Genomic DNA, 20048 nt, shown 5'->3' with positions numbered 1-20048 from the left:
GGGTCAGGTGTCGGCGCGGGGGTAGGTGGCGACCTTCCAATGGCCGTCGACGCGGACGAGTTCGGCTGTGACGGTGAACTTTCGGAAGGAGGTCACCGTGGCGTCGATGCCGAGCACGGTTTGGGTGACGGTGCCGTGCGCACTGGCCTTCTCCGGTGAGATCAGCACTGCCGAGGCGTTGTCGACGCGAGCGGTGATGACGTCGAGGGATTGCTTCCAGGCGCCCCACTGGGCGCTGGGCCGCACTGTCGCGGGGCTGTCCGCCGACGCCAGCGCTTCCCCGGTGAGGGTGGCGCGGGTGCGGCGCAGCGCGTCGGTGGGTGAGGTGTCGGTGGCGGGTTGCCAACTGAACATGGTGGTCACGGTGGTGGTGAACACCCCGATCGGTTCGGCGCGATCGGGGTGGCCGGGCGGGTTGCTGTAGTGCTCGCCGTGGTCATCGTGGCCGTGTGCGGGTTCGGTGGTGTCATCGGTGCCGGAGCATCCGGCCAGTGCGGCGATCAGCACGATCGCGATGACGACCAGGAGGTGGTGGTGGCGGTGGTGGTTCATCGGTTCTTCTCCGGAAGTCCTTGATCGGCGAACTGTTTGGCGTAGGCGATGACTTTCTGGCCGTACGGGCGGGTCTGGGTGTCGTAGTCGCCGCCGGTGGGTGTTCCGCCGGCATTGAGGACCGCGCCGACTCCGGCGTTGTAGGCGTAGGCGTAGAGAATTTCGCGGCCCTCGGCGGGTTCTTTCACCCGCCCGGCGGCGATCGCGGCGTCGATCTGTTTGGCGTTCGCGCACGAGAACCGCCCGGCGGCCATGACGGCGTCACCGATGTCGGTGGCCGAGGCGCGGCCGTTGCCGTCATCGTCTTTGGCCCAGGACGGGTAGGTGTAGTCCATGAACTGCATCGGCCCCTTCGCCCCTGCCGGGGACACCAGGGAGGCGTTGAACCCGGTCTCTTGCTTACCGATCCCGCCGAGGAACGCCGAGCTGATCTGCGGACAGAGCACCCCGGCTTTGCGGAACCACGGCTCGTAAGCCGGTGGGACCCGCCCGGCCGCGAGGTTGTCGACTCCCCCGCCGTGCTGGTCCTCGACCGGCCCGCAGTCGACGCCCTCGTCGGCGCTGATGCCGCCGGTGATCCCGGGTGCGGTGTAGACCTCATTGCCGCGGGGCATGCCGTGGCCTTCGACGGTGGCGTGGACGTGGTCGAAGTGGTTCTGGGTGGGGTCGCCGCGGTCGTTCATGACGTTGGACTTGCCGACCGCCGGGTAGTAGGTCTGACGCCAGATCGTGTACTCGAGCTTGAAGTGCTTCTTGTTGTCGTGGATGTATTTGTTGACGGCGTTGCCGAGCGCGATCCCGTGTGCGGAGGTGTAGTTGGGGATCATGACGTCGACGGCGCGGCCGGATGGGTGGTCGTTGTAGCCGCCGCCGTCGGCGCGCCAGCCGCCGATGGTCTGGATCTGGGGGAACTTGGCGGCGATCGCGCGGGCGAGGCGGATGGTGTCGACCTGGAAGTGCGCTTCGGAGCCCTTGGACTTGGGCAGCGGCGGCAGCGGGCCCGACGGCCCGGACGGTGCGGGCGGGCCGCTGGGGGCGCCTGCCGGTGGCGGCACCGCGGCGGCGTTGAGGAACGTGCCTGCGGGAGCGGGTTTCTTGCCGGTGACCCCGGCCTTCTTCGAGGTGGTCGGCCAGGCGCCCCAGCCCTGGGAACCCAGGACGCGGTTGGCGACCTCCATTTGCTGTTCGCGGGTGGCTTTGTCGGCGGTCGGCGCGTACTGTCCGCCGCCAGCGCCGGTCCAGGTCGACGCCGCGAACTGCAATCCGCCGTAGTAGCCGTTGCCGGTGTTGATCTTCCAGTTGCCGCCGGATTCGTGCTTGGCCACCGCATCCCAGTCGGCGGCGGTGACCACGTCGGCGGCGGGCAGGACTCGGGGTGCGGTGAGCACCCGCGGCCCGCCCGGTTGGGCCGGCGCTCGTCCGGCCGGGGCGGCGCCGGGTTCGGGGCTGGTCGACACCCACCCGGCTGGATCGACCGAGCGGCCGCCGGTGAAGTCGCGGTGCCCGCCATCCCACACCTCGAAATGCAGGTGCGGGCCGGTGGATTGGCCGTCGTTGCCGAGCTTGGCGATGTGTTGTCCGGCGGTGACTTTCTGGCCGGCTTTGACCAGCACGCCGTCGGCGAACATGTGCCCGTAGACCGTGGACCACACGTGCCCGTTGATGTTGTGGGTGAGCACGATCCAGTGCCCGAACCCCGAGGCGCTTCCGGCGGCGGTGACGGTGCCGTCGGCGGCGGCATAGATCGGCGAGCCGAGTGCCCCGGCCAGGTCGATACCTTCGTGCATCGCCCCGTCGCGCATCCCGTAGCCGGAGGTGATCTGAAAGTCCTTGACTTTCATCGGCTTGACCTTGGCGCCGGGTGAGAGGGAGGCGTCGGCGGGTTGGTCGATGCCGCCGGTCAGCGGCAGACACGCGTCGTCGTCGCCGGCCACGGAGATGATGACCGTGCACGAGGCGAAGAACCCCATCACCAGTGCCAGCAGCGGCACCAGCAGTTTGGAGGCGTTGCCCTCACCCACGAGGCAGACCCCGATAGTCGGCGGTGGTGATGTCGAGGTCGCGGACGTGCTCGGTGAGGGCCTTGTTCATCGAGCGCATGACCTCGAGGCGGGTGGCCCATTCGCGGTCGCGGGCGGTGACGTCGCGGCCGACCCCGGCTGCCCGGCACCACCGCATGACGCTGTTGGTGCCGGCGCCGACGTTGGCGGCGACGTCGGCGGCCGCGGCGGTCAGCGACAGCGATGTGCGAGCGAGCAGCTCAGCGACGGCGAGTACCGCCAGTCGCCGGACTTCCTCGGAGTGGGCGGTGCGGCGAGGGTTGGGTTCGACCACCCAGTCCTGCACCTGCTCCCAGGCACTGGGTTGCGGGTCGATCGGGGTGGCCACCCCCGGGTCGCTGTCGGTGCTCATGCCGCGGATCCGGATTTGGCGCCGCGGCCGCGGGCGAAGCGCTTGTTGGTGTTGTGCATCTCGGTGGCGCGCTCGGTGGCGGTCAACCGCATCTGCACCGGGATACCGGGCTGCTCACCCTCTTTGATCAGGAACTTGCCCATACCTGGCGGGACGGTGTTGGTTTCGGTGCCGGTCGCGCGGACCCCGTCGGCCCAGTCGGTTTCGCTGATCTCGGAGACGACCGGGTCGTCGATGCCGCGGGGGGTGGTGGCCCACTCGGCGAGGGTGGCGGCTTCTTTCTCGTTGAGGTTGACCTTGCCCTCCATCAGCGAGGCTTCGTCCTCGGGCAGCGGGAAGCACACCTTGACCCGGGCGCGGTCGAGAAAGCCCATGGCGCGCTGGCGATCTTCCATCGAGTCGAACGCTTGGAGGTCCTTGACGGTGTGGGTGGTGAACAGGCTGCCGGTGCCCTGTTCGCGCTGGACGCGGGTCACTTCGTCGACGCGCCACACGATGCCGTTGCCCACACCGAGCACCAGCGAGAACTCGTCGCACACCAGGTCGTAGTTGCGGGGCTCTTGCAGGCCGTGATCGGAGAGCAGGTGCGAGGCTTCGACGGCGGAGAAACCGTCGGACCAGCACGCCAGGAGCACCGCGGCGCGCAGCTTGCGGGCGTTGGCCGGCAGCCGGGACATGTCCACGCACACCCCGAGGGCGTCGATGTCGATGGGCTCTTTGGTGGGAGCGTTGAAAATCTCGCCGAACTGCCCCGACACCAGCTGGTCGAGCGACTGGCGCAGGTTCTCGGTCAGCAGCAGGTAGCGGTCGACGGCGATCGCGTCGTGGGGTCGACGCCCCAGGGCGCCGGAGGCATCGAGGAGGTCTTGGTGGGCGCGGCGCAGTTCGGGATTGGTACCGGCGTCGCGGGCGGTGGCGTCGATGAGAGTCTGCGGGACCTGACGCAGCAGGGTGAGCACATCCCCGGGCAGGGGCGCATTGGTCAAAGTGAACTCGTTGGCCGTGCCGTAGAGCACCCGCAACGCGGTGGTCAGCAGCGTCTCCTCGTGCGGAGCGATCGGGCGGCCGGAGCTGATCTCGAGCAGGCCGGTCGCGGCGGTGACCTGGCGCGCCCGCATTTCGCGTTCGGCGAGCTGGCGGGCCGCGGCGGGCAACCGGGCGATGAGGTTGCCGAAGGTGCCCACCGCCAGCGGATTCATCGGCGAGTCGAATCCGACGCTGGTGACCTGCGGGGTGACCGGGGTGATGCCGTCCTCGCGGTACTGCACCCGGCCGTTGTCGTCGTGCAGGACCATCTGGCGCATCATGTTGACGAAGTCGGGGCGGTGATCGCCCATGATGAGCGGCCGGACCCCGGTCGCGAGGTCGTGGCAGACGATGCGCCGGTTGAGGGTGCTTTTGCCGAACCCGTTGAGGCCGAACACCATCGCTGACGGTGCGGTGATCTGTCCGGCCTCGAACCAGCCGATCTGGTCGAACCCGACGGGTTGTCCGGTGTCGAGGTGCGAGCCGACGGGCGCGCCGTCCAGGGGGGCTGAGGCGCCGATGGGGAACGGATAGAACCCCGGCACGTGCGCGGTGGTGCCGCGCAGTTCGTTGGGGCGGCGCACGTGGGCGACGCGGCCGCCGCCACGACCGTCGAAGCCCCGGTTGGTGCGGATCAGGGCGGGCACATCGAACTGGATCGGCCGGGCAATGGCGGCTTCGTGGCGTTCCCGTCGGCGAGCATCGTTGCCGAGTTTCTGTCGGGCGAGGTAGCCGTTGACTCCACCGCTGCGAGCGGTGTCGAGCAGGTCCTCACGGGTGTCGTCGTCGTAGAACGTCGTCGGCTTGGCCGAGCGTTCTTTGGTGCTCGGCCGGGTGGCCGAGGCGGCACCGGCATCCAGGCGCAACGTCGAGGACGCGGTGGTGTCGCCACCAGCGGCGGTGGAGGCTTTACGGAGGTCGGTGACGGTCATAGTGGCGTCTCGCAATCGGTTAGCGGTGGCGGTGGCGCAGGGCTTCGTCGGTGATGTCGCCGTGTTCGGGCAGCAACACCCCGAGTCCGATGCCGGCGGCGAACAGTTCGGCGTGGCGGTCATAGCCGTTGCGCACGCCGAGGCGGGCGAACAGTGGCAATCGGTCGCGCACGGAGTCCACCGACGGGGTACGAGGGCGCGGCTCGGTGATCGTCAGCGTCGCGCCGAACCGCTGCAGGGTGGGCTGAAAGGTCGCCCGGATCGGGTCGTCGGGGGCGATGGTCTCGGCGATCCGAGTGGCTCGCCAGGTGATCGCCAACCGGGTGCGCGGGGTGGTCGGGTCACGCTCGAGCAGCTGGCCCAGTACCGAACCCATCGCGTGGGGCGGTTCGAGCACGTGTGGGGCGATCACCCATGTCGCCGAGACCAGGTCGTTGTGGCAGAACACATCCCGCACCCGGTGTGGTGTCGAGTCCGGTGCGATGTCGGCGAACGCGGGCGCCGGGTCGTCGGGCAGGCCGCCGCGGTAGGCCCGCACTCCGACCGCGGCGACCTGTGCTGCGGTGAGCGGTGTGGTGGGCAGCCCGGCGGCGTGCAGGGACCCGATCAGGGTGTGCAAACGCCGGCCCACTTCCACTGCCATTTCGTCGGGTGTGGACTTCATTGCTGAGGTGGCCGCCACGAACGTCACCGCGAGATAGGTGTCGGTGGCGAGGTCGGCGACGTCGAGGCGGTAGTGGTGATCTGTGTCCATCCACTGCCGGTGTGCGGTGTCGGTGCGCGGGAAGGTATCGGCGACGGCGGTGACCGCGACGACATCCCAGGCGTCGGCACCGAAGTCGATGCGGGTGAAGTCGCACAGCTGTTGCCAGTCGCGCAGCGTCGCCCCGGTCGCGGCGAGGATCACCGTGTAGTGGCCGGTGGCGTGTGCCCGGATCAGGCCGTAGTCGTGGCCGCCGGCCGAGCGGTGCTCGGTGATCGACAGCACGGTGCTGATCTGGGGCAGCGTCGTCGCCGTGGTGGACAGGCGGGCGCGTGAGCGCTGGAGCAGCGAGGTCAGGGCCGGGAGCGTCGGCATCGCAGGGTGGTCCTTTCTGTCCTGGTCAGGCGGCGAGCTTGTCGGAGACGGTGCTCTCTTCGGAGAGCACGACACCGAAACCCAGTCCGGCGCAGAAGGTGACGAGTTGTTCGTCGCGGGCCGGTTCGAGTGGGGTGGCCGCTGAGAGGCCCAGATCGGTGACGAGGGTGTCGATCTTCTGGGTATCGGCGCCGATCGGGCAGGTGGCGGTCACGACCATCGACACCCGGGTCACGCCCGCACCGCGGGCCTGTTCCTGGCGGGCGCCTTCGGCGCTGTCCAGGCGCACCAGTGCGCGTTCGGGCAGCTTGCCGACGTGGGTGCGCACGGCCTGGCGGGCATCGTTGTGGTCTTTGTTGACGATGGTGGTGGCTTGGGCCGGGGTGTAGGGCTGGTAGACGAAGGTGACTCGTTTGCGGGGCACGTCGCTGTGCGGGGACAGCAGATCAGCGAGCACGTTGGAGTCGAACGGCGCCTCGGGTTCGTTGCGCATCGTCCACGACATCGACTGCGCCGCATCGTGAAGCAGGCGGCCGTGTTGGTCTGAGGCCGAGGTCGGTCCGCAGTCTTCCCACCGCAGGCGCATCGGTTCACCGCTCATCAGACCGATCTCGAGGTCGAGCTCGTCGGCCGGGGAGAAACTGCGGCGGGCGATCGCGCAGATTTCGCGTTCGAGCATCGGCCGCACCCGCAGACCGGCGGCGTGGCAGTAGTCCCGAATCCGTCCGAGACGGCGCGCCACCTCGTTGCCCATGTCGGTGGCGTCGCGTTTGCGGTGCATGGTGTCCGCGCGCCAGGTCAATCCGATCCGGGCTTCCAGGCGCACTTCGGCGGTCGGTACCGCTTCGGTGGCTTCGATGATGATCTTGCGGGCCAGCGCCGGTGCTGTGTCCTTGAGCCGGGACCGCACGATTGTCGAGGCCCGCATCCCCGACTCGGGCAGCGTCTCCATGGTGATCGTCGCGGCCACGAAGTCCGGTGATTGGCCGAGGAAGGTGAGCATGTCGCCGAGGCGGGCGACCCAGCGGTCGCGCACAGGCTGGTCATTCCACTCCCCGCCCTGGGGCCAGGTCCGCAGCACCAGGGTGTAGAAGTTCTTCGACGACAACTTGATCAGACCGAACGGTGCCGACCCGTCGCCGGGTGAGAAGTTGAACGTCTCGGCCGTGGCCAGCGGCCCCGGTAGTGGGGTGCCGTCGGGGATCATCGTGAACGGCCCGGACCGCAGCAGAGTTTCACCGGCACGGCGGGCCTTCGACACCGAGCGTGCACCCATGCCCAGCTCCCAGGCTGAGCGGCCCCGCAGCGACACCACCAGCGGCACAAACAGCACTGCCAGCGTGAACGGCAGCCCGAAGAACTTGATCACACCGGGCAGCGGCAGCATCAGGCCCACAACGGCGACGAACATGAACACCAGCAGCACCATCGTCGAGAACATGGTGAACCCGAACGCGCCGGAGGACCGGAACGCCGCGGCCGGGCGGTACAGCAATCGGCGGGTGCTCGCTTTGTCTGTCATGACAACCTCTTTCGACAGTCAGAGAGATGGGGTGGGCGGCTAGTGCGCCATGGCGTGTTCGTTCCAACCCGAGCGCATCGGTGGCGGGCTGCTCAGTGACGGGTCGGAGCTGGTGGATTCGACTTCGGATTCGACGCTGTCGGCGACGGTTTGCATGGCTGCCCCGGCGAGTCCGCCGGCCGATCCCATCGCGTCGCCCAGCCCGGACGTGGGACCACCGCCGCCACCACCGCCGCCGGAGCTGGCCTGTCCGCCCTGGCCGCCGGAGAGGGCGGGTTGGGCGCCGGGGCCACCACCGCCCGATGGCGGTGGTGGTGAGGGTGACGATGCCGTGGAGATACCGCCCGAGGGTCCACCGCCGCCGCGACCGGCGATTGAGGACATGCCGCCCGCGCCCGCACCGCCGCTGGCCCCGGCGGTCGCCCCGCCCGAGGCAGCCATGGCCGCGACCTTGCCCGCCGCGACGCCTGCACCGATGGCCGCGCCGGCTGCCGCGGCACCCGAGCCGCCGCCCCCCATGCTCGCCACAGCAGGGGCAATCAAACGCATGAGTGCGGGTAATACGAACGCGCACAGCATCATCAGCACCATGCCGAGCACGACCTGTTGGGCGTTGTCTTTGGAGGCTCCGGCACGGAAAGCCACGAAGTAGGTCAGCGCGCCGACGGGTTTGAACAGCAGGAACGCCACCGACCAGGCGACGAGCCGCTGGTAGCTCTGTGACCCGGGGCCGGTGCCGGAGAATGCCGCGGCCACCGGGAGTGCGGCGACGACCAGCAGCAGCATCGCCTCGCGCACCACCAGCAACGCCAACTGCAAAAAGGCGCCGAGGAATCCGACGAGGGCGAAGATGCCGATGGCGGTGGTGCCCAGCGCGGAGTTGGTCAGCAGGTTGAGTTTGAGGAAGTTCTTGATGACATCGCCGTTGCCGCCGCCGGCGGTCACTGATTCGCTGACCAGCCAGTTGGAGATGCCGTCGGCGATCTGCCCGCCGACGGTCAGTGCCAGCGGGATCGCGGCGGTGGCCATCGCCGAGCGGAAGATCAGTTTGAAGCCCTCCTCGGCGTCATCGGCCATGGAGCGTTTGCGGTCGATCATCATCCGCAGGCCGAAGAACATCAGCGAGAACGTCAGGCCCACGATCTGGATTTGCAGGGTGTGGTCGTGCACTTCCTGCATGAGGGAGGAACTGTTGTCCAACTGCGGGTTCGGCAGCTTGATCCACCACGCCAACGCCCACGTCAGGATCGTCTGGTAGCCCTCCAGGAGCGAGTTGACGATCTTCTCGAACGTCCCGCCGACCACACTGCCGGCCACGTTGCTGGCGGCGTTGCCCGCGGCGCCGCAAAGGGCGCGGCTCAACGAGCCTGCCACGTCACACAACGGGTTCGCTGTCGCCTTACCGACCCCCACCCACGACGACACTGACGCAACGATCAGCGCGACCACGACCAGGGCGTGGGTCCGTCGACCGGTCAGGGCAGCGCGCAGACCCACATGGCGTCGGGTGCGGCGACGGTGAGAATTGTTGGGGCGGTTCACCATGGGGTCCACCCATCGCCAGTGGTCGAGATCAGCAGGCGGCTGGGATCGTTGCCGGGTTCGGGGACCACCCATTTCCACTGGCCGTCGCGCCAGACCATGTCGACGCCGACGGAGATGGCGGTGAAGCCGTCGTCACGATTGAGAGGTTGGGCGAACTCGACGTGGGCGAAGTCCTTCGAGTAGGTGGTGATGCGCACTGCCACCGGCACATCCCGCATCTGCGCGGGTAGCCCCGGATTGCCGGCATAGATCTGTGCACCGTTGGTGCGCAGGTTGTCGGCTTCGGGTTCGGCGGCCGCGGAGACCACCGCGGCACGATCGAGCAGGGCTGCGTTCTGGTCATCGGGTGCCCAGGTGGCGCGCTGGCCGATTTGCCAGGCCGCCAGCGCCGCGCCCTGCGGGGTGTGGGCAAACCCGGTGGGTACCCCGTCTGTGCTGATCGCGGTCGGACCATCTGAGGTGGAGAACGGGATCGTCGCGCCATATACGCGCTGCCACATCAATCCCTGCGGCGGTGGGAGCACGGCCTCGGGGTCGGTGGTGTCGGGGGTGTCTCCGGACTGCGGGAGGACCTGGCCGAGCGGGTTGGTCGGGGTTTCCACCCGGCGGCCGCGGGTGTCGGTGGTGGGCACCCCGAACGCGTCGTCGGGCAGCCGGGTGACCGGGGTTTGCGGCGGCAACGACGTCGGTGTGTCCGTGGCGGTGACCTGCGGTGGCTGCGTTGACGACTCGTCACCGTCACCGCGGACGGCGACCAGCACGGCCATGCCGATGACGATGGTCAACACCAGCAGCGACAGCACCAGGGTGGTGCCTTTGTAGCCACCGGACTGGCGCAGTGAGTGCAGCGCCGCAAGGCGGCCGAGGTCCTCGCGAGGATCGGGGGTGCTCATGAGGGTTAGGCTCCTGTCAGTGCGACCATGTCGGTCGGCGTGGCCGAGATCGCGTCCACCGGTGAGGCGCCCGCCGCCGCGTCGGGCAGCAGCAGCCGCCAATCACCGAACGCGGGCGCCCACACGACCGTGGTGTGGTTGACCGTCATCGAGCCGTCCGGCAACCGCGTGTAGATGTCGGCCGATGCCTTATCGGGGGTGAACGCGGTCAGTTTCCAGCCCTGCACCTGCGGGGCCTGACCAGCTGGCACACCCGAGGTGGTCGACAACTGAATGCGGTTGGTGATGAAGTCATCTCGTGCTTGTCCCGGCGCGATGAGTTCACGGACCACCTGCGGCCACTGGTCATCGAGCGCAACCGAGAGACGCACGATGGCATTGACCGCGGCCAGCCCAGCTCCCGGCGGTGTGCGGTCGAACCCTTCCGGAGCGACGACATCTGACACCTCGTGGGGGCCTTCGGCGGCTTGGGGAATGCGCATGCCGTTGAACTCCACCCACCGCAGCTCGGTGGGCGGCGTCGTCAACGGAATCTGTTGCGACGTCGACGGTGTGGCGGTGTCGGGGTCTGATCCGCATCCCGTCAGCGACCCGGCCAGCGCGTAGGCGGCAACGAGGGCAGCGATCAGCCGAAGACCAGCACCGCAGCGGCGAGGTTGCCGGCGATCGCTACCACCCACACCCCGAAGATGATCTTGGTGAACCACTCCCCCGCGGTGATCTGTGCGAGTGGATGCTCGCGCACCTTGTCGAACGCGATCGAGGCGCCCAGAAAGACCAGATGCACGAGTGCGAGCATGTTGGCTACGAACACGAACCAGCCGCCGATCAGGGTGATGTTGTTCATCACTTCGGCGGGCAGTTTCGCGTACGCCACTGTCATGGTGGTGTTCATCGCTGTAGCTTTCGGTCCGCACGGCTCACTGCCCGCCCGCGGCCTGGATGATCGTGGCGCTGGTCGCGATCAGCATCGTGCCGACAACGGCGCCGATCGCGATCTTCACGCCCTTGTTGTCGCCGCGGTCGGTGATCTTGTCGAAGGCGATGTACCCGCCGCCGACGACGATCGCCACGGCGGTGGCGAAGTAGGCCAGGAAGGTGACCCACCCGCCGAAAGTGTTGAGCCGGTCGGACAAACCGGGAATCGGGATGGGGTTGAACGCCACGTAGGTGGTGGTGGCTTTAACCGAGGCCAGCGTGAACTGGAGCATGATCTCTTCCTTCTCGTGAGGGTGGAGGTTGTGGAGTTGTGCCGTTATGGGGTTGTGCCGGCGTCACCTGACATCACCGCGACTGCGGCGTCGCGCAGGCCTTGGCCGACGGCGGCGATGTCAGGGGCGACGACGGTGCGCGGATCGGTGCGTCGCGCCGCTGGGGCCGGGTCGGGACCGGTCGAGGGCAACTCGTTGAGCGGGGTGTCGACGAGGAAGTCGTGCCAGGCGACGTGCCAGACGTTCGCGAAAAGCCCGGACCCGACGAGCAATTCCCGATCGCGGCGGAGCCGGGCGGTCGGCTTTCCCTTCCGCCCGGCTACCAGCACCAAACCCAGCAGCTGCACATGTGCTGGCGCATTGTTCGTCGCGTACTGGCGCGCGGCCAGCGACGCCGCGGCCAGGCCGCGCGCCGATTCCCGCGCAACGAGTACCGCAAACGGTGGCTCGTCGGCCCGCCCGGGCCACAACTGGCCGGAATCGCCGACATGCTCGAGCTGGGCCGCGAGCGTGGACACACCAGCACCGCCGTGGCAGCCCACGGCCGCCACTAGATGCGCCGGTAACCGTGTCGTGCGCCGCCCCAACATCTCCGATGCGCTCGGCGGCAGAATCGACGCACCCCGAATCGCTCCGGCGTTGTGCGCCGCCGACACCGTCTCCACACTCGCGGCCATCGTTGTTATGCCCCCTTCGGCGTGAGCTGCGGGAAGGTGACCTTGAGACCCGGGACGACCTTCTCCGCCTGCCGGGACAGGTCGACCGCAGCGTCGGTGACGGTCTTGCGCACCTGATCGGCGGCACCACCGAGTGCCTTGTAGGGGGCGTCGGCCTGCTCCGCGGTCCAGTTCGCGGTGTAGGTCTGGCCACCAATGGTGGTCTCGGCGTTCACATCTCTACCGACGTTGACCTGGTAGTGAACCGCCGGCAGACCGGCCTTGGTCGCCTGGTCGGCGGGCAGATGCACCTCGAACTGGTTCGCGCCAGGGTTAGGCAGCGGAGCCGGTTTCGGACGCGGCGGCGCAGGTGCGCGGCGGTTCGGGTCGGGCTGGCCGGGCAGTCCCGGTTGACGCGGGTTCGCACCCGGATCTCCGGCACCCAGGGCGTGCGCGAGGAGTCCACCGGCCGTTCCACCGGCCACCCCGCCGACGATCGCCGCGGGAATACCCAGCGCCGCGGCACCGATCGCCGCACCGGCTGCGGCGCCGACCCCTGCACCCGAGATGGCATTCGCGCCCGGGATCGGCAGCGGCACAGTCGCACCGATGGCCGCTCCCACGCCGGTACCGATCAACGCACCACCCACACCACCGACAACCGCGGCGGGCACGCCGAGGGCGACCGCACCTGCGGTGCCGCCCAGCGCCACACCGATGATGGTGGCCGCGGCCTGGCGGGACGCTTCGTCCTCGGGAACCCCGACCGAGATGAGGCCCTGGGCGATCTTCGCTTCGCCATAGGCCGACCACTCGTTGATCGAGACCCGCTGACGGTCGGTCAGCCAGGGAGCGTCGCGCTTGAGCTGGCCTTCCTCGACGAGGAAGTTACCCACGCGCAACGTCTTCGGGGGCGGGGCAATCGGGCGGACCGGCGCGACCGGGCGGGGCAGGGTGTAGGCCCGCGGCGGCGCCGGGTTGTAGACGGTGTCGTAGTTGGGCTGGTTGTACACCTGCGGATCGGCGTAGGGCCGATACGGCGCTTCCCGGGGCGGTGCCGGAATTGCGCCCGGACCGGGGTTGTAGTTGTAGCCCGGCGCGGTCTGCTGCGGAGGTGCGACCGGTGGGGTTGCGTCGTCGCCACCACCGCCGCCGACCCCACCCTGCTCGAATCCATCGTCGGTCTCGCCCTGGTCGATACCGCCCTGTTCGTAGGCTGCGGCCGGGCTGTCGACCAGGAGGGTGGCGCCGAAGGAACCGGAAACCATCAGCGCGGCAAGCACTGTCCCGACGAACGGGGCGGTTGGTGGGGCGGTGCGGTGCCGGCGTTGTGCCCGCGACCGCCGGGGCGGGGTGTCATACGGCGGAGCCGTGACCGCTGGTGAGGTGAGGTACATGAGAGGGGGTGACCTTTCTATTTCTTATTTCGTGTGACAGACGCGATGTAGGTGCGTTCGCCGATCTGGGTGGTGGTGATGTTCTGGACATCGGGGTCGGGGTCGCGGGTGCCGTCGGGCAGGATCAACGTGACCGCCACGCGATAGGTGTTGGAACCGGTCTCCTCAATCGACAGGCAGTACCGCGCCTGGGGATTGAGCGTGTCGATGCTCGACTGCAAATCGACGGCGCTGCCGATGCCCTCGACATTGGACGAGGCCATCGCCCGCGCGGCCGGTCCCGAACGCCAGTGGAAGTAGGCGTAGTTGAACGCTTTGATCACGTTCGGGCCCGACGTCAGGTCGCCCGGGTCGCGGCCGGTAGTGGTGGCTCCCTCACTGGTCGAGGGGCATTCCACCGCATCGGAGAACGGATCCGGGGTATCCATCGCAGTAACCGGATCGGTGATGCCGTCCTCGCCGCCGCCGCTGACCAGGCCCCGGATCATGACTGCGATCGCCACTAGCCCCATGACCGCCACCACAACGGCAGCCGCCACGATCAGCAGCCACCGGCGGTCCCGACGTCGAACCGGGGTCGGAGCGGGCGCACTTCGTGTGAATGGCGCTGCGGCATAGACGTTGTCGGTGTACGGGGGCTCCTCGACTGCGGGCTCGGCGACCTCCGCGAAATCGGCGTCATCAGATTCAGCGTCATCGAGTGGGGCGTAGCTGTATGTGTCGTCGACCTGGTCAACGCCCCCTGCTGTGATGTCCTGTTCGGGGCGCGTCGGGTCGTCAACCCACTCGGTGAGCTGGTCGGAGTGAGGCTCGCTGGTGTGCAGCCAGGACTGCACGCTCGGGTCGTTCTGCCAATCAGTGCTCATCCGAACGTCACCTCGTTCCCGTGGCGGTATGCGCGGGTCCAGCGATCGCACGCGGCGAGGTGCCAGTGCAGGGGGTGTTCGTCGCCGAACACACCGCGCCGGACCGCGGTCAGCGAGAACGGATCGATGGTGTGTAGCGTGTCGTCGAACACGTCGCGGTAGGTGGAGCCGACCAGCAGCTCGTCCGGCAACGAGCCGTTCGAGCCGACCACCAGCACAACGCTGTTCGCGTCGAGGCGGTAGCCGCGGTCACCGGGCAGTACGCACCGCGCCCGTTCGTCGTAAGCCTCTTTGAGCCGCGTGATGCTGAGGCCGTTGCCCATCCCCCATCGAGTCGACGTGCAGCCGTTCTCATCGGTCAAGATCACCGACGTGGCCGGGTCGGTGACTGCGGTGATCAGATCGATGGGACTCAACCACGCCGGCTCACCACCCTGCGGGCTGATGGGACGGTTCGGATGGCCGGGGTTGTGAGAGGCATGTCCCCCGAACGGGGGCCGGATTGCACTGTCACTGAACATGTACTCGCTCCTTCCGGAGTGATTCGTTGAGTGCGCTAGTGGAGAGGAAGGGTCTAGCTGGAGGTGGTGGTTCGACCACCACCACAAGCCCGGCACAACCCGCGCCTGCACACGCGGGAAGGGCTGGCCGAGAGGACGGTCAGACTCATTGCGAGGCCCCGCTGAGGAACGGCGGAAGGCCGGACGCGCCGCCAGGAGGTGTGGATTGCGGGACCGGTGAGGACCCTGAGGGAACCGTCTCGGACGAAGCCGATGGTGACGAAGTGTCGAGCTCCCACGGATACGCCGGTTCCGACGTCGCAGCGCTCGGCGGCAACGACGTCGTGGTCAATGATGGAAGCGTCGACGAACCAGCGGACCCCTCGCCGAACAGCCACGAAAAGTCATCGCTGCCGCTGCCGCTACCGGACGAGTTCGACGGCGCGCCGTCCTTGCCGGCGATGTCGCGCGCGGCCGCCACGATCCAATCACCGATCAGCTTCGTCGGGGGCTGGCCGGTCGGCGTGGCCGACACCTGCGAGTACGACGTGTGCTGCTTGGCCGCATCCCAGTACTTCAACAGCGAGGACACCTTGAACAGGTCGGAGTTCGCTTGGAACTCGGACTTGAACGCGGTAAATGCCTCAGAGACAAGACGTTCCTGGGTTGCCGGTGGAACCAGCGTGACCGCTGCCTGGCCCAGCTTTGCGCCCAGAATGCCGACGATGGCCAGTGGATTCGCAGCACCCGCAGTAGCGATCGCGGCGATGGTGCTCGGGGTGGCGACTGTCTGCACAACGGTCTTCACCGCGTTGAACCCGATCGTGCCCACCTTGATGACCGCCGACAACGCGTCCTGGACACTCGGCAACGGCGTACGAGGGTCTGAGGCCACGGCCAACCGCTCTGACAGGGTCTGTCGCGGTTGGTAACTCACGGATTCGAGGTTGTTCTCCGGCGCCTGGACATCTTCATTGACCACCGGCACCGCGGTCTTGACTGCGGTCAATGCCAGTGCTTCGGCGATCGTCGACAACGACCCGATCGGATCGTCCGGGTTGAGTTCCGACTGACCCGCGATGTTGGTGACCAACCGCGCCAGCGGTGCGTTCGCCGGGGCATCGCAGGCGAGGTCGCCGGGCGTGCACGCGGACAGATAGCGCCCCGCGATGGCCTGGTACGACGTGTCCTCGACGTCACCGACCGGGGCGATACCGCCACCCGGGGCGTTGGTCGTCGACACCGCCACGACCTTGGACACGTTCGCGCCGCTTGTTCCCGGCACCGGATCGGGAGAAGTTTGCCCCGGCTTACCGGGGAACAACGAAGCCCCTTCGGGACGGCCAGGATCGCCGAGGTTGGCCAGCAGAGCCAGTTTGTCGGCGCCGATCGCTGCTTTGCCACCGACGATGTCGTTCAACACGATCCGCGTGACGTGAGCGCCCTGGGAGTAGCCGACCAGACCGAACTTCGTGGCCGGGCACGCGGCGGCTTTGTCTTTGATCCAGGACAGTGTCTTGGCGACCGCGCCCTGAACGGACTGCTCGTACGGGACCTTGCCGCCCGCTACAGCACCACCGAAGCCGGCGTCGTAGGGCACATACGCGCGGTCCATATCACCGCGGGCGGCCGTGATCGCCGGATGAAGTACCTGAGACAGGAAGCCCGCGTCCTTCGACGGATCGGCGTCTGGCGACGACTGGCCGGTGCCCTGCACCGCATACACCATCAGACCAGGGCAGCCCCCCGGCTGCGCCGGCGCCGCTGACACGTTCCCGACCCCGACATTGGCCAGGGCGATGACGGCCGTCGCCATGACTGCCAAGGTCGCGGCCCAGATCGAATGTCGCGACTCCTGTCCACCCCTCTGGACAGGACGATGCATCTCTACACTGGTCACCGGGACAGCCCCCCATCGACAGACAGGGAGCTGTCTCCTCGGGTGACCACGCGTGAGCCGTTCGACGGCAAATCAATCGCGCTCGCGCGTAGTCGCCAACCACCACTCCGGAGAGGGACTGTTCGACGGCAATCTGACCGTCCCTCTCCGGAGCCTGGGACCTGTGCGATCGATCGAGAGTCGACAGCGACATGCCCAGACCAATCTGGCCCACGAGGATCGGGCTCAAGAAGGTTCGTCATGCGAGTTCCTTCACTCCAAGGGTTTCCTCGAAGCTGTAGGAGCAGCCCACCCAGACGACCGTTGTCAGCGCATACCCGCAGGTACACTGTTTAACGCCCGCCTCGATGCCTGCACTTACCGCATCGAGCTGGTAATCACCCGGTCCGGACGCCGTTCGAGTCGCCAAACTTTGCAGCGTCCGGCCGGGGTCAAACTTCGAGACAGAGACCCTGTGCCTACGTGGTGTACATGGGTCTCGCCAGGTGCCAAAGCCGCTCAATCGGCAACTTTAACCGTGCAGTAACCGATCAAATATCGAGCGTCGATACCTACTATAACCCGACAGTAGACCGATTGAAAACCGAAGTTAGACGATCATTGGTGGCATACCGTAGGGGGCACGCCCCGGAACGGTCTATAGCGCCTAGAGTGCGGGTGTGGCCGATGCTTTGCGCTTTGGGCGCCTCGTGCAACGGCGCCGGCAGGAACTGGGAATGTCGCAAGCCGATGTAAGTCTCGCCGGCGGGCCGAGTGACCCGACTATGCGACGCCTTGAGCAAGGTTTAATGGCCAAGCCGAGGTTCGTCACGTTGACCAAGCTGGACGCTCCGCTGCGGTGGTCCCCCGGAAGCGCCGCGCGCGCTTTCGAGGGAGGTGACCCGGTACCTCTGCAGGACGAACCCACGACCGATCTGGCCCCGGGTACGAATGATCCGGTCTCTTCTCGCCCCACACGTCCTCTGACGCCCTCTGCTTACGGCGTGTTCATTCGAACCGACGCGCTGGCCGAACTCGCTCGGAAGGTGCGCGCAGTCGATGACCTGTCGCCTTCGCTCGACGAGGACCAGCGCGTTGTGGTTGCGAATCTTCGTCATGCGACCGACAGGTTGACCCGAGCGTGGATAATCAGGCAAGCAGAAATAGCGCGTCGTGATGACACTCTCGCTGATCTAATCCTTGTTCTTGACGATCATCTACGCATGCCACCACCGGAAGGCGAGTCCACCTCTGACAGCGATGACCTCAACTACTTGAGGTGGCTAGCCGGCTACCCGGTGTCAATGCCTCAGGTTCGGCGATACGAAGCGCGGTTCGCTGAGTTCGTAGCGAGTCAGTCAGAGCAAGCTGACTGACACAAACTTGGAGTTCTCCTCAGGTGTTGCTAGGTGCGGTGGCCCAGCGGGCCGGGTTGGTCTACTGCAACCTCCAACCCGACCCGCGAGCACGATCCGGCAAGACCAGTCTTTAGGCTGCGCAGTCATTGGACATCGCGCCGCGCCACAAGACGCCATTGGTGGTGGCAAACCGACGTTACACCGATATTAGACCAAAATAAAGGGCGTGCACTCTGCGCGTCCGTCGAAGCGGGTGAGTCCCAGGCTGGCCCGCAACGGTATGGACTGGCAATTCCCTGCGTGCCCGTTGCTTCGTTCTGATACGTACCCAGATGTCAGACGCCCTTCGGCGACCCTCACCTATCGAACTGCGTTTGGTCGCGCGGACCCATCACCCCTCCCCCGCGTGACTGCAGGGACGCCGCGGGTTTGGGTGTGCAGCTCGTGCCTGCGAACCGCCAGCCGGCAGGGATGAACCGTCCGAGGATTGGGTGTACCGGCTTACTCCGAATCCACCGACTGAGACTGGAGGTGGGCTTCTAGAGCCGCCCTGCACAGCTGCGAGCGATTCTCGGCACCAACTTCGACAACTAAGCGATCGATGACAGTCAGGTTGCGACCAAGCATCCGGAACGTCAGCGAAGATCGCTCTTCTTCTGGTCTGGCTTCGATTCGTACGAACAGCCCATCGTCGTGGTGCTGGCGTTTGAGCTTCTCTACTAACGCCGGCAAGCGGTCGTGATTGGCGACAATCGCGTCCATCAATGTCCCGGCAATGGTTGTTTCGTTCTGTTTGTTGTGTGCCTTGGTGGCTGTGCAGAGTGGCGTGGGAAGCGACAGGGTGACTGACACCAGCATCTCGTCTGGGCGGGTTTCGACGCGTTTCGGGCGTCGGGCACCTCGCGAGACAGGCCGAGTGGACGCTGCCGGTTGCGGTCGATTGTGCGGTAGCGCTGGGCCGTCGGGTACTGCTGGGGTCGCCGCCGGTGCCGCTGTAGGAGCGGTTGGTCTACGGGGCGGCGGCCCCGGGACGCTACCGGTCCTCGCGAGACCGGTGACAGGCTTGCGATCGGTGGTCATCAGGCAGATGCTCCTTCGTGTGCCGGCTCCGCGGAGGAATCTTGTTCGGTCTCGCGTCGGTCGATCTCCTGGAGGATCTCTTGGGCGAGGAGGACGTAGTCTTCTGCGAGAGACGGCGCGGTGCCTGGCACACGGTCGGGCCGCCTGCCTTCCTTGAGGGCCTTCCAGTACGGCTCGGCGTTGTCGACTTGCTCGGCCAGCTCGTGGGCAAGCAAGCCCTTCTCCCGTACCTGAACCGAGGTCATGGTGCTATGGCGCACAACAGAATTGAACAGCGGGGCCACTCCTCCGAGCGCTGCGTCTAGCTTGGCCCGCGCCTCTCTACGAATGGCTTTCGCAGCGGCCTCGATACCGAAAAGCACGGCGCCCAGGACCTCGATGTCGGGGTTTGTTGATCTGGCACTAACCAGTTCGTCAGCGAGTTTTTGCAGGCCGTCGATGCTCGAGTCGTCCGGTTTCGTCGGGATGACGATCCAACGTGTTGCAGCCAGCGCTAACCGTAGAAGATGGGGTCGTGTAGGTGGGGTATCGATGATGATGAGGTCGTAATCATCTGCGATGGGGCTTAATGCATCTGCGAGTTGCCTGTGTGAACCTGGCGAACGCTGAGAACGACCGATCAGTATCGCTTCAAGATCGTCGAGTCCGCTCCCACCTGGAAGTACGTCCAAGTTGGGTCGGTAGTTGACAAGACTGGGTCGTAGAGGCTTCTCCTGCATGATCGCGTCGAAGATCTGTTGTCCGGAGTCGCCTGACCCATCCATCTCGTAGCCGAGGTCGCGTCCCGCGTTGCCCTGCGGATCGAGCTCAATGAACAGGACGTGCCAACCGGCGGCAGCGGCCAAACCAGCGACATTTGTCGCCGTTGACGTCTTACCGACGCCACCCTTGCCGTTTGCGATCGTGACAACCCGAGCTAGTGCGGGTTGAGATAGGTGTTGCACTGAGTCCTCCAATGGGGTGGTGCGCATGGACCGCAGGAAGGCAGTGCCTCCCGGGCGCATTGGGGTCCGCTATGCGCAGAGGATAACAGCGCACATCGGTTCGCGCGGTGTACGACACGCTACGGACGACTTGGCGTTCTACCGCGAGGTCTCCCGTGCGCGACGCCGCAGATACTCACTTGAGCGTGGCAATGATC

19 protein-coding genes are annotated in these 20048 nt (G+C 66.9%); 1 reads left to right on the top strand and 18 read right to left on the bottom strand.

From position 1 onward, the window contains the following. Positions 1 to 3: 3 nt before the first annotated feature. Genes Q9R39_RS22135 through Q9R39_RS22095 form a run of 9 tightly spaced genes read right to left on the bottom strand, consistent with a single transcriptional unit; the run spans position 4 to position 10442 of the window. The gene (locus Q9R39_RS22135) at positions 4 to 552 is read right to left on the bottom strand and encodes a hypothetical protein (RefSeq protein ID WP_311278273.1); all 549 of its coding nucleotides are present in this window, start codon (positions 550 to 552) and stop codon (positions 4 to 6) included. After that, on the bottom strand, positions 549 to 2573 hold the full coding sequence (locus Q9R39_RS22130) for a transglycosylase family protein (protein WP_311278272.1): 2025 nt from the start codon (positions 2571 to 2573) through the stop codon (positions 549 to 551). The genes Q9R39_RS22135 and Q9R39_RS22130 overlap by 4 nt, the downstream gene beginning before the upstream one ends. Continuing rightward, complete coding sequence (locus Q9R39_RS22125; protein ID WP_311278271.1) at positions 2566 to 2964, bottom strand: hypothetical protein; 399 nt, start codon at positions 2962 to 2964, stop codon at positions 2566 to 2568. Before Q9R39_RS22125 ends, Q9R39_RS22130 begins: the two co-directional genes overlap by 8 nt. Continuing rightward, on the bottom strand, positions 2961 to 4922 hold the full coding sequence (locus Q9R39_RS22120; RefSeq protein ID WP_311278270.1) for a hypothetical protein: 1962 nt from the start codon (positions 4920 to 4922) through the stop codon (positions 2961 to 2963). The genes Q9R39_RS22125 and Q9R39_RS22120 overlap by 4 nt, the downstream gene beginning before the upstream one ends. A 19-nt stretch (positions 4923 to 4941) precedes the next feature. Beyond that, complete coding sequence (locus Q9R39_RS22115) at positions 4942 to 6000, bottom strand: hypothetical protein (RefSeq protein ID WP_311278269.1); 1059 nt, start codon at positions 5998 to 6000, stop codon at positions 4942 to 4944. A 25-nt stretch (positions 6001 to 6025) separates the two neighbouring features. After that, positions 6026 to 7522: an SCO6880 family protein gene (locus Q9R39_RS22110; RefSeq protein ID WP_311278268.1), complete on the bottom strand. Its 1497-nt coding sequence runs from the start codon at positions 7520 to 7522 to the stop codon at positions 6026 to 6028. A 39-nt stretch (positions 7523 to 7561) separates the two neighbouring features. Next, positions 7562 to 9067 carry a hypothetical protein gene (locus Q9R39_RS22105; protein WP_311278267.1) on the bottom strand — a complete coding sequence of 502 codons (1506 nt, stop codon included), beginning with the start codon at positions 9065 to 9067 and terminating at the stop codon, positions 7562 to 7564. Next, complete coding sequence (locus Q9R39_RS22100; RefSeq protein WP_311278266.1) at positions 9061 to 9960, bottom strand: hypothetical protein; 900 nt, start codon at positions 9958 to 9960, stop codon at positions 9061 to 9063. Before Q9R39_RS22100 ends, Q9R39_RS22105 begins: the two co-directional genes overlap by 7 nt. Before the next feature lie 5 nt (positions 9961 to 9965). After that, positions 9966 to 10442 (bottom strand): hypothetical protein, encoded by a 477-nt coding sequence (locus Q9R39_RS22095; RefSeq protein WP_311278265.1) that lies wholly within the window; start codon positions 10440 to 10442, stop codon positions 9966 to 9968. On the opposite strand from Q9R39_RS22095, the gene Q9R39_RS22090 reads away from it, so the two are divergent. After that, positions 10441 to 10566, top strand: a complete 126-nt coding sequence (locus tag Q9R39_RS22090) for a hypothetical protein (RefSeq protein WP_311278264.1) — start codon at positions 10441 to 10443, stop codon at positions 10564 to 10566. The genes Q9R39_RS22095 and Q9R39_RS22090 overlap by 2 nt on opposite strands. A 19-nt stretch (positions 10567 to 10585) precedes the next feature. Here the strand turns inward: Q9R39_RS22090 and Q9R39_RS22085 are convergent, their stop codons facing one another. The 9 genes from Q9R39_RS22085 to Q9R39_RS22045 all read right to left on the bottom strand — a co-directional run bounded on the left by Q9R39_RS22085 (position 10586) and on the right by Q9R39_RS22045 (position 19878). Further along, positions 10586 to 10855 carry a hypothetical protein gene (locus Q9R39_RS22085; RefSeq protein ID WP_287016145.1) on the bottom strand — a complete coding sequence of 90 codons (270 nt, stop codon included), beginning with the start codon at positions 10853 to 10855 and terminating at the stop codon, positions 10586 to 10588. 25 nt (positions 10856 to 10880) lie between these two features. Further along, complete coding sequence (locus Q9R39_RS22080) at positions 10881 to 11171, bottom strand: hypothetical protein (protein ID WP_287016144.1); 291 nt, start codon at positions 11169 to 11171, stop codon at positions 10881 to 10883. 44 nt (positions 11172 to 11215) lie between these two features. Further along, the gene (locus Q9R39_RS22075; protein WP_311278263.1) at positions 11216 to 11689 is read right to left on the bottom strand and encodes a hypothetical protein; all 474 of its coding nucleotides are present in this window, start codon (positions 11687 to 11689) and stop codon (positions 11216 to 11218) included. Positions 11690 to 11853: 164 nt separating this feature from the next. Beyond that, complete coding sequence (locus Q9R39_RS22070; RefSeq protein WP_311278262.1) at positions 11854 to 13095, bottom strand: hypothetical protein; 1242 nt, start codon at positions 13093 to 13095, stop codon at positions 11854 to 11856. Between the two features lie 146 nt (positions 13096 to 13241). Beyond that, entirely contained in the window at positions 13242 to 13763 is a 522-nt protein-coding gene (locus Q9R39_RS22065; RefSeq protein ID WP_311278261.1) for a hypothetical protein, read from the bottom strand. Positions 13764 to 14086: 323 nt separating this feature from the next. After that, positions 14087 to 14611: a hypothetical protein gene (locus tag Q9R39_RS22060; protein WP_311278260.1), complete on the bottom strand. Its 525-nt coding sequence runs from the start codon at positions 14609 to 14611 to the stop codon at positions 14087 to 14089. Between the two features lie 145 nt (positions 14612 to 14756). Continuing rightward, a complete protein-coding gene (locus Q9R39_RS22055; RefSeq protein WP_240199200.1) occupies positions 14757 to 16406 on the bottom strand; it encodes a cutinase family protein in 1650 nt (549 codons plus the stop codon). Positions 16407 to 18328: 1922 nt separating this feature from the next. Continuing rightward, on the bottom strand, positions 18329 to 18679 hold the full coding sequence (locus Q9R39_RS22050; protein ID WP_144066077.1) for a hypothetical protein: 351 nt from the start codon (positions 18677 to 18679) through the stop codon (positions 18329 to 18331). Positions 18680 to 18906: 227 nt separating this feature from the next. Continuing rightward, a complete protein-coding gene (locus Q9R39_RS22045; RefSeq protein WP_065629415.1) occupies positions 18907 to 19878 on the bottom strand; it encodes a ParA family protein in 972 nt (323 codons plus the stop codon). Positions 19879 to 20048 lie beyond the last annotated feature (170 nt).

Source organism: Gordonia sp. AC31, assembly GCF_031844505.1.
GTDB classification, from domain to species: Bacteria; Actinomycetota; Actinomycetes; order Mycobacteriales; family Mycobacteriaceae; genus Gordonia; species Gordonia hongkongensis.
Note: the sequence above shows the minus strand (reverse complement) of the source record. Positions and strands in the feature narration are given on the sequence as shown.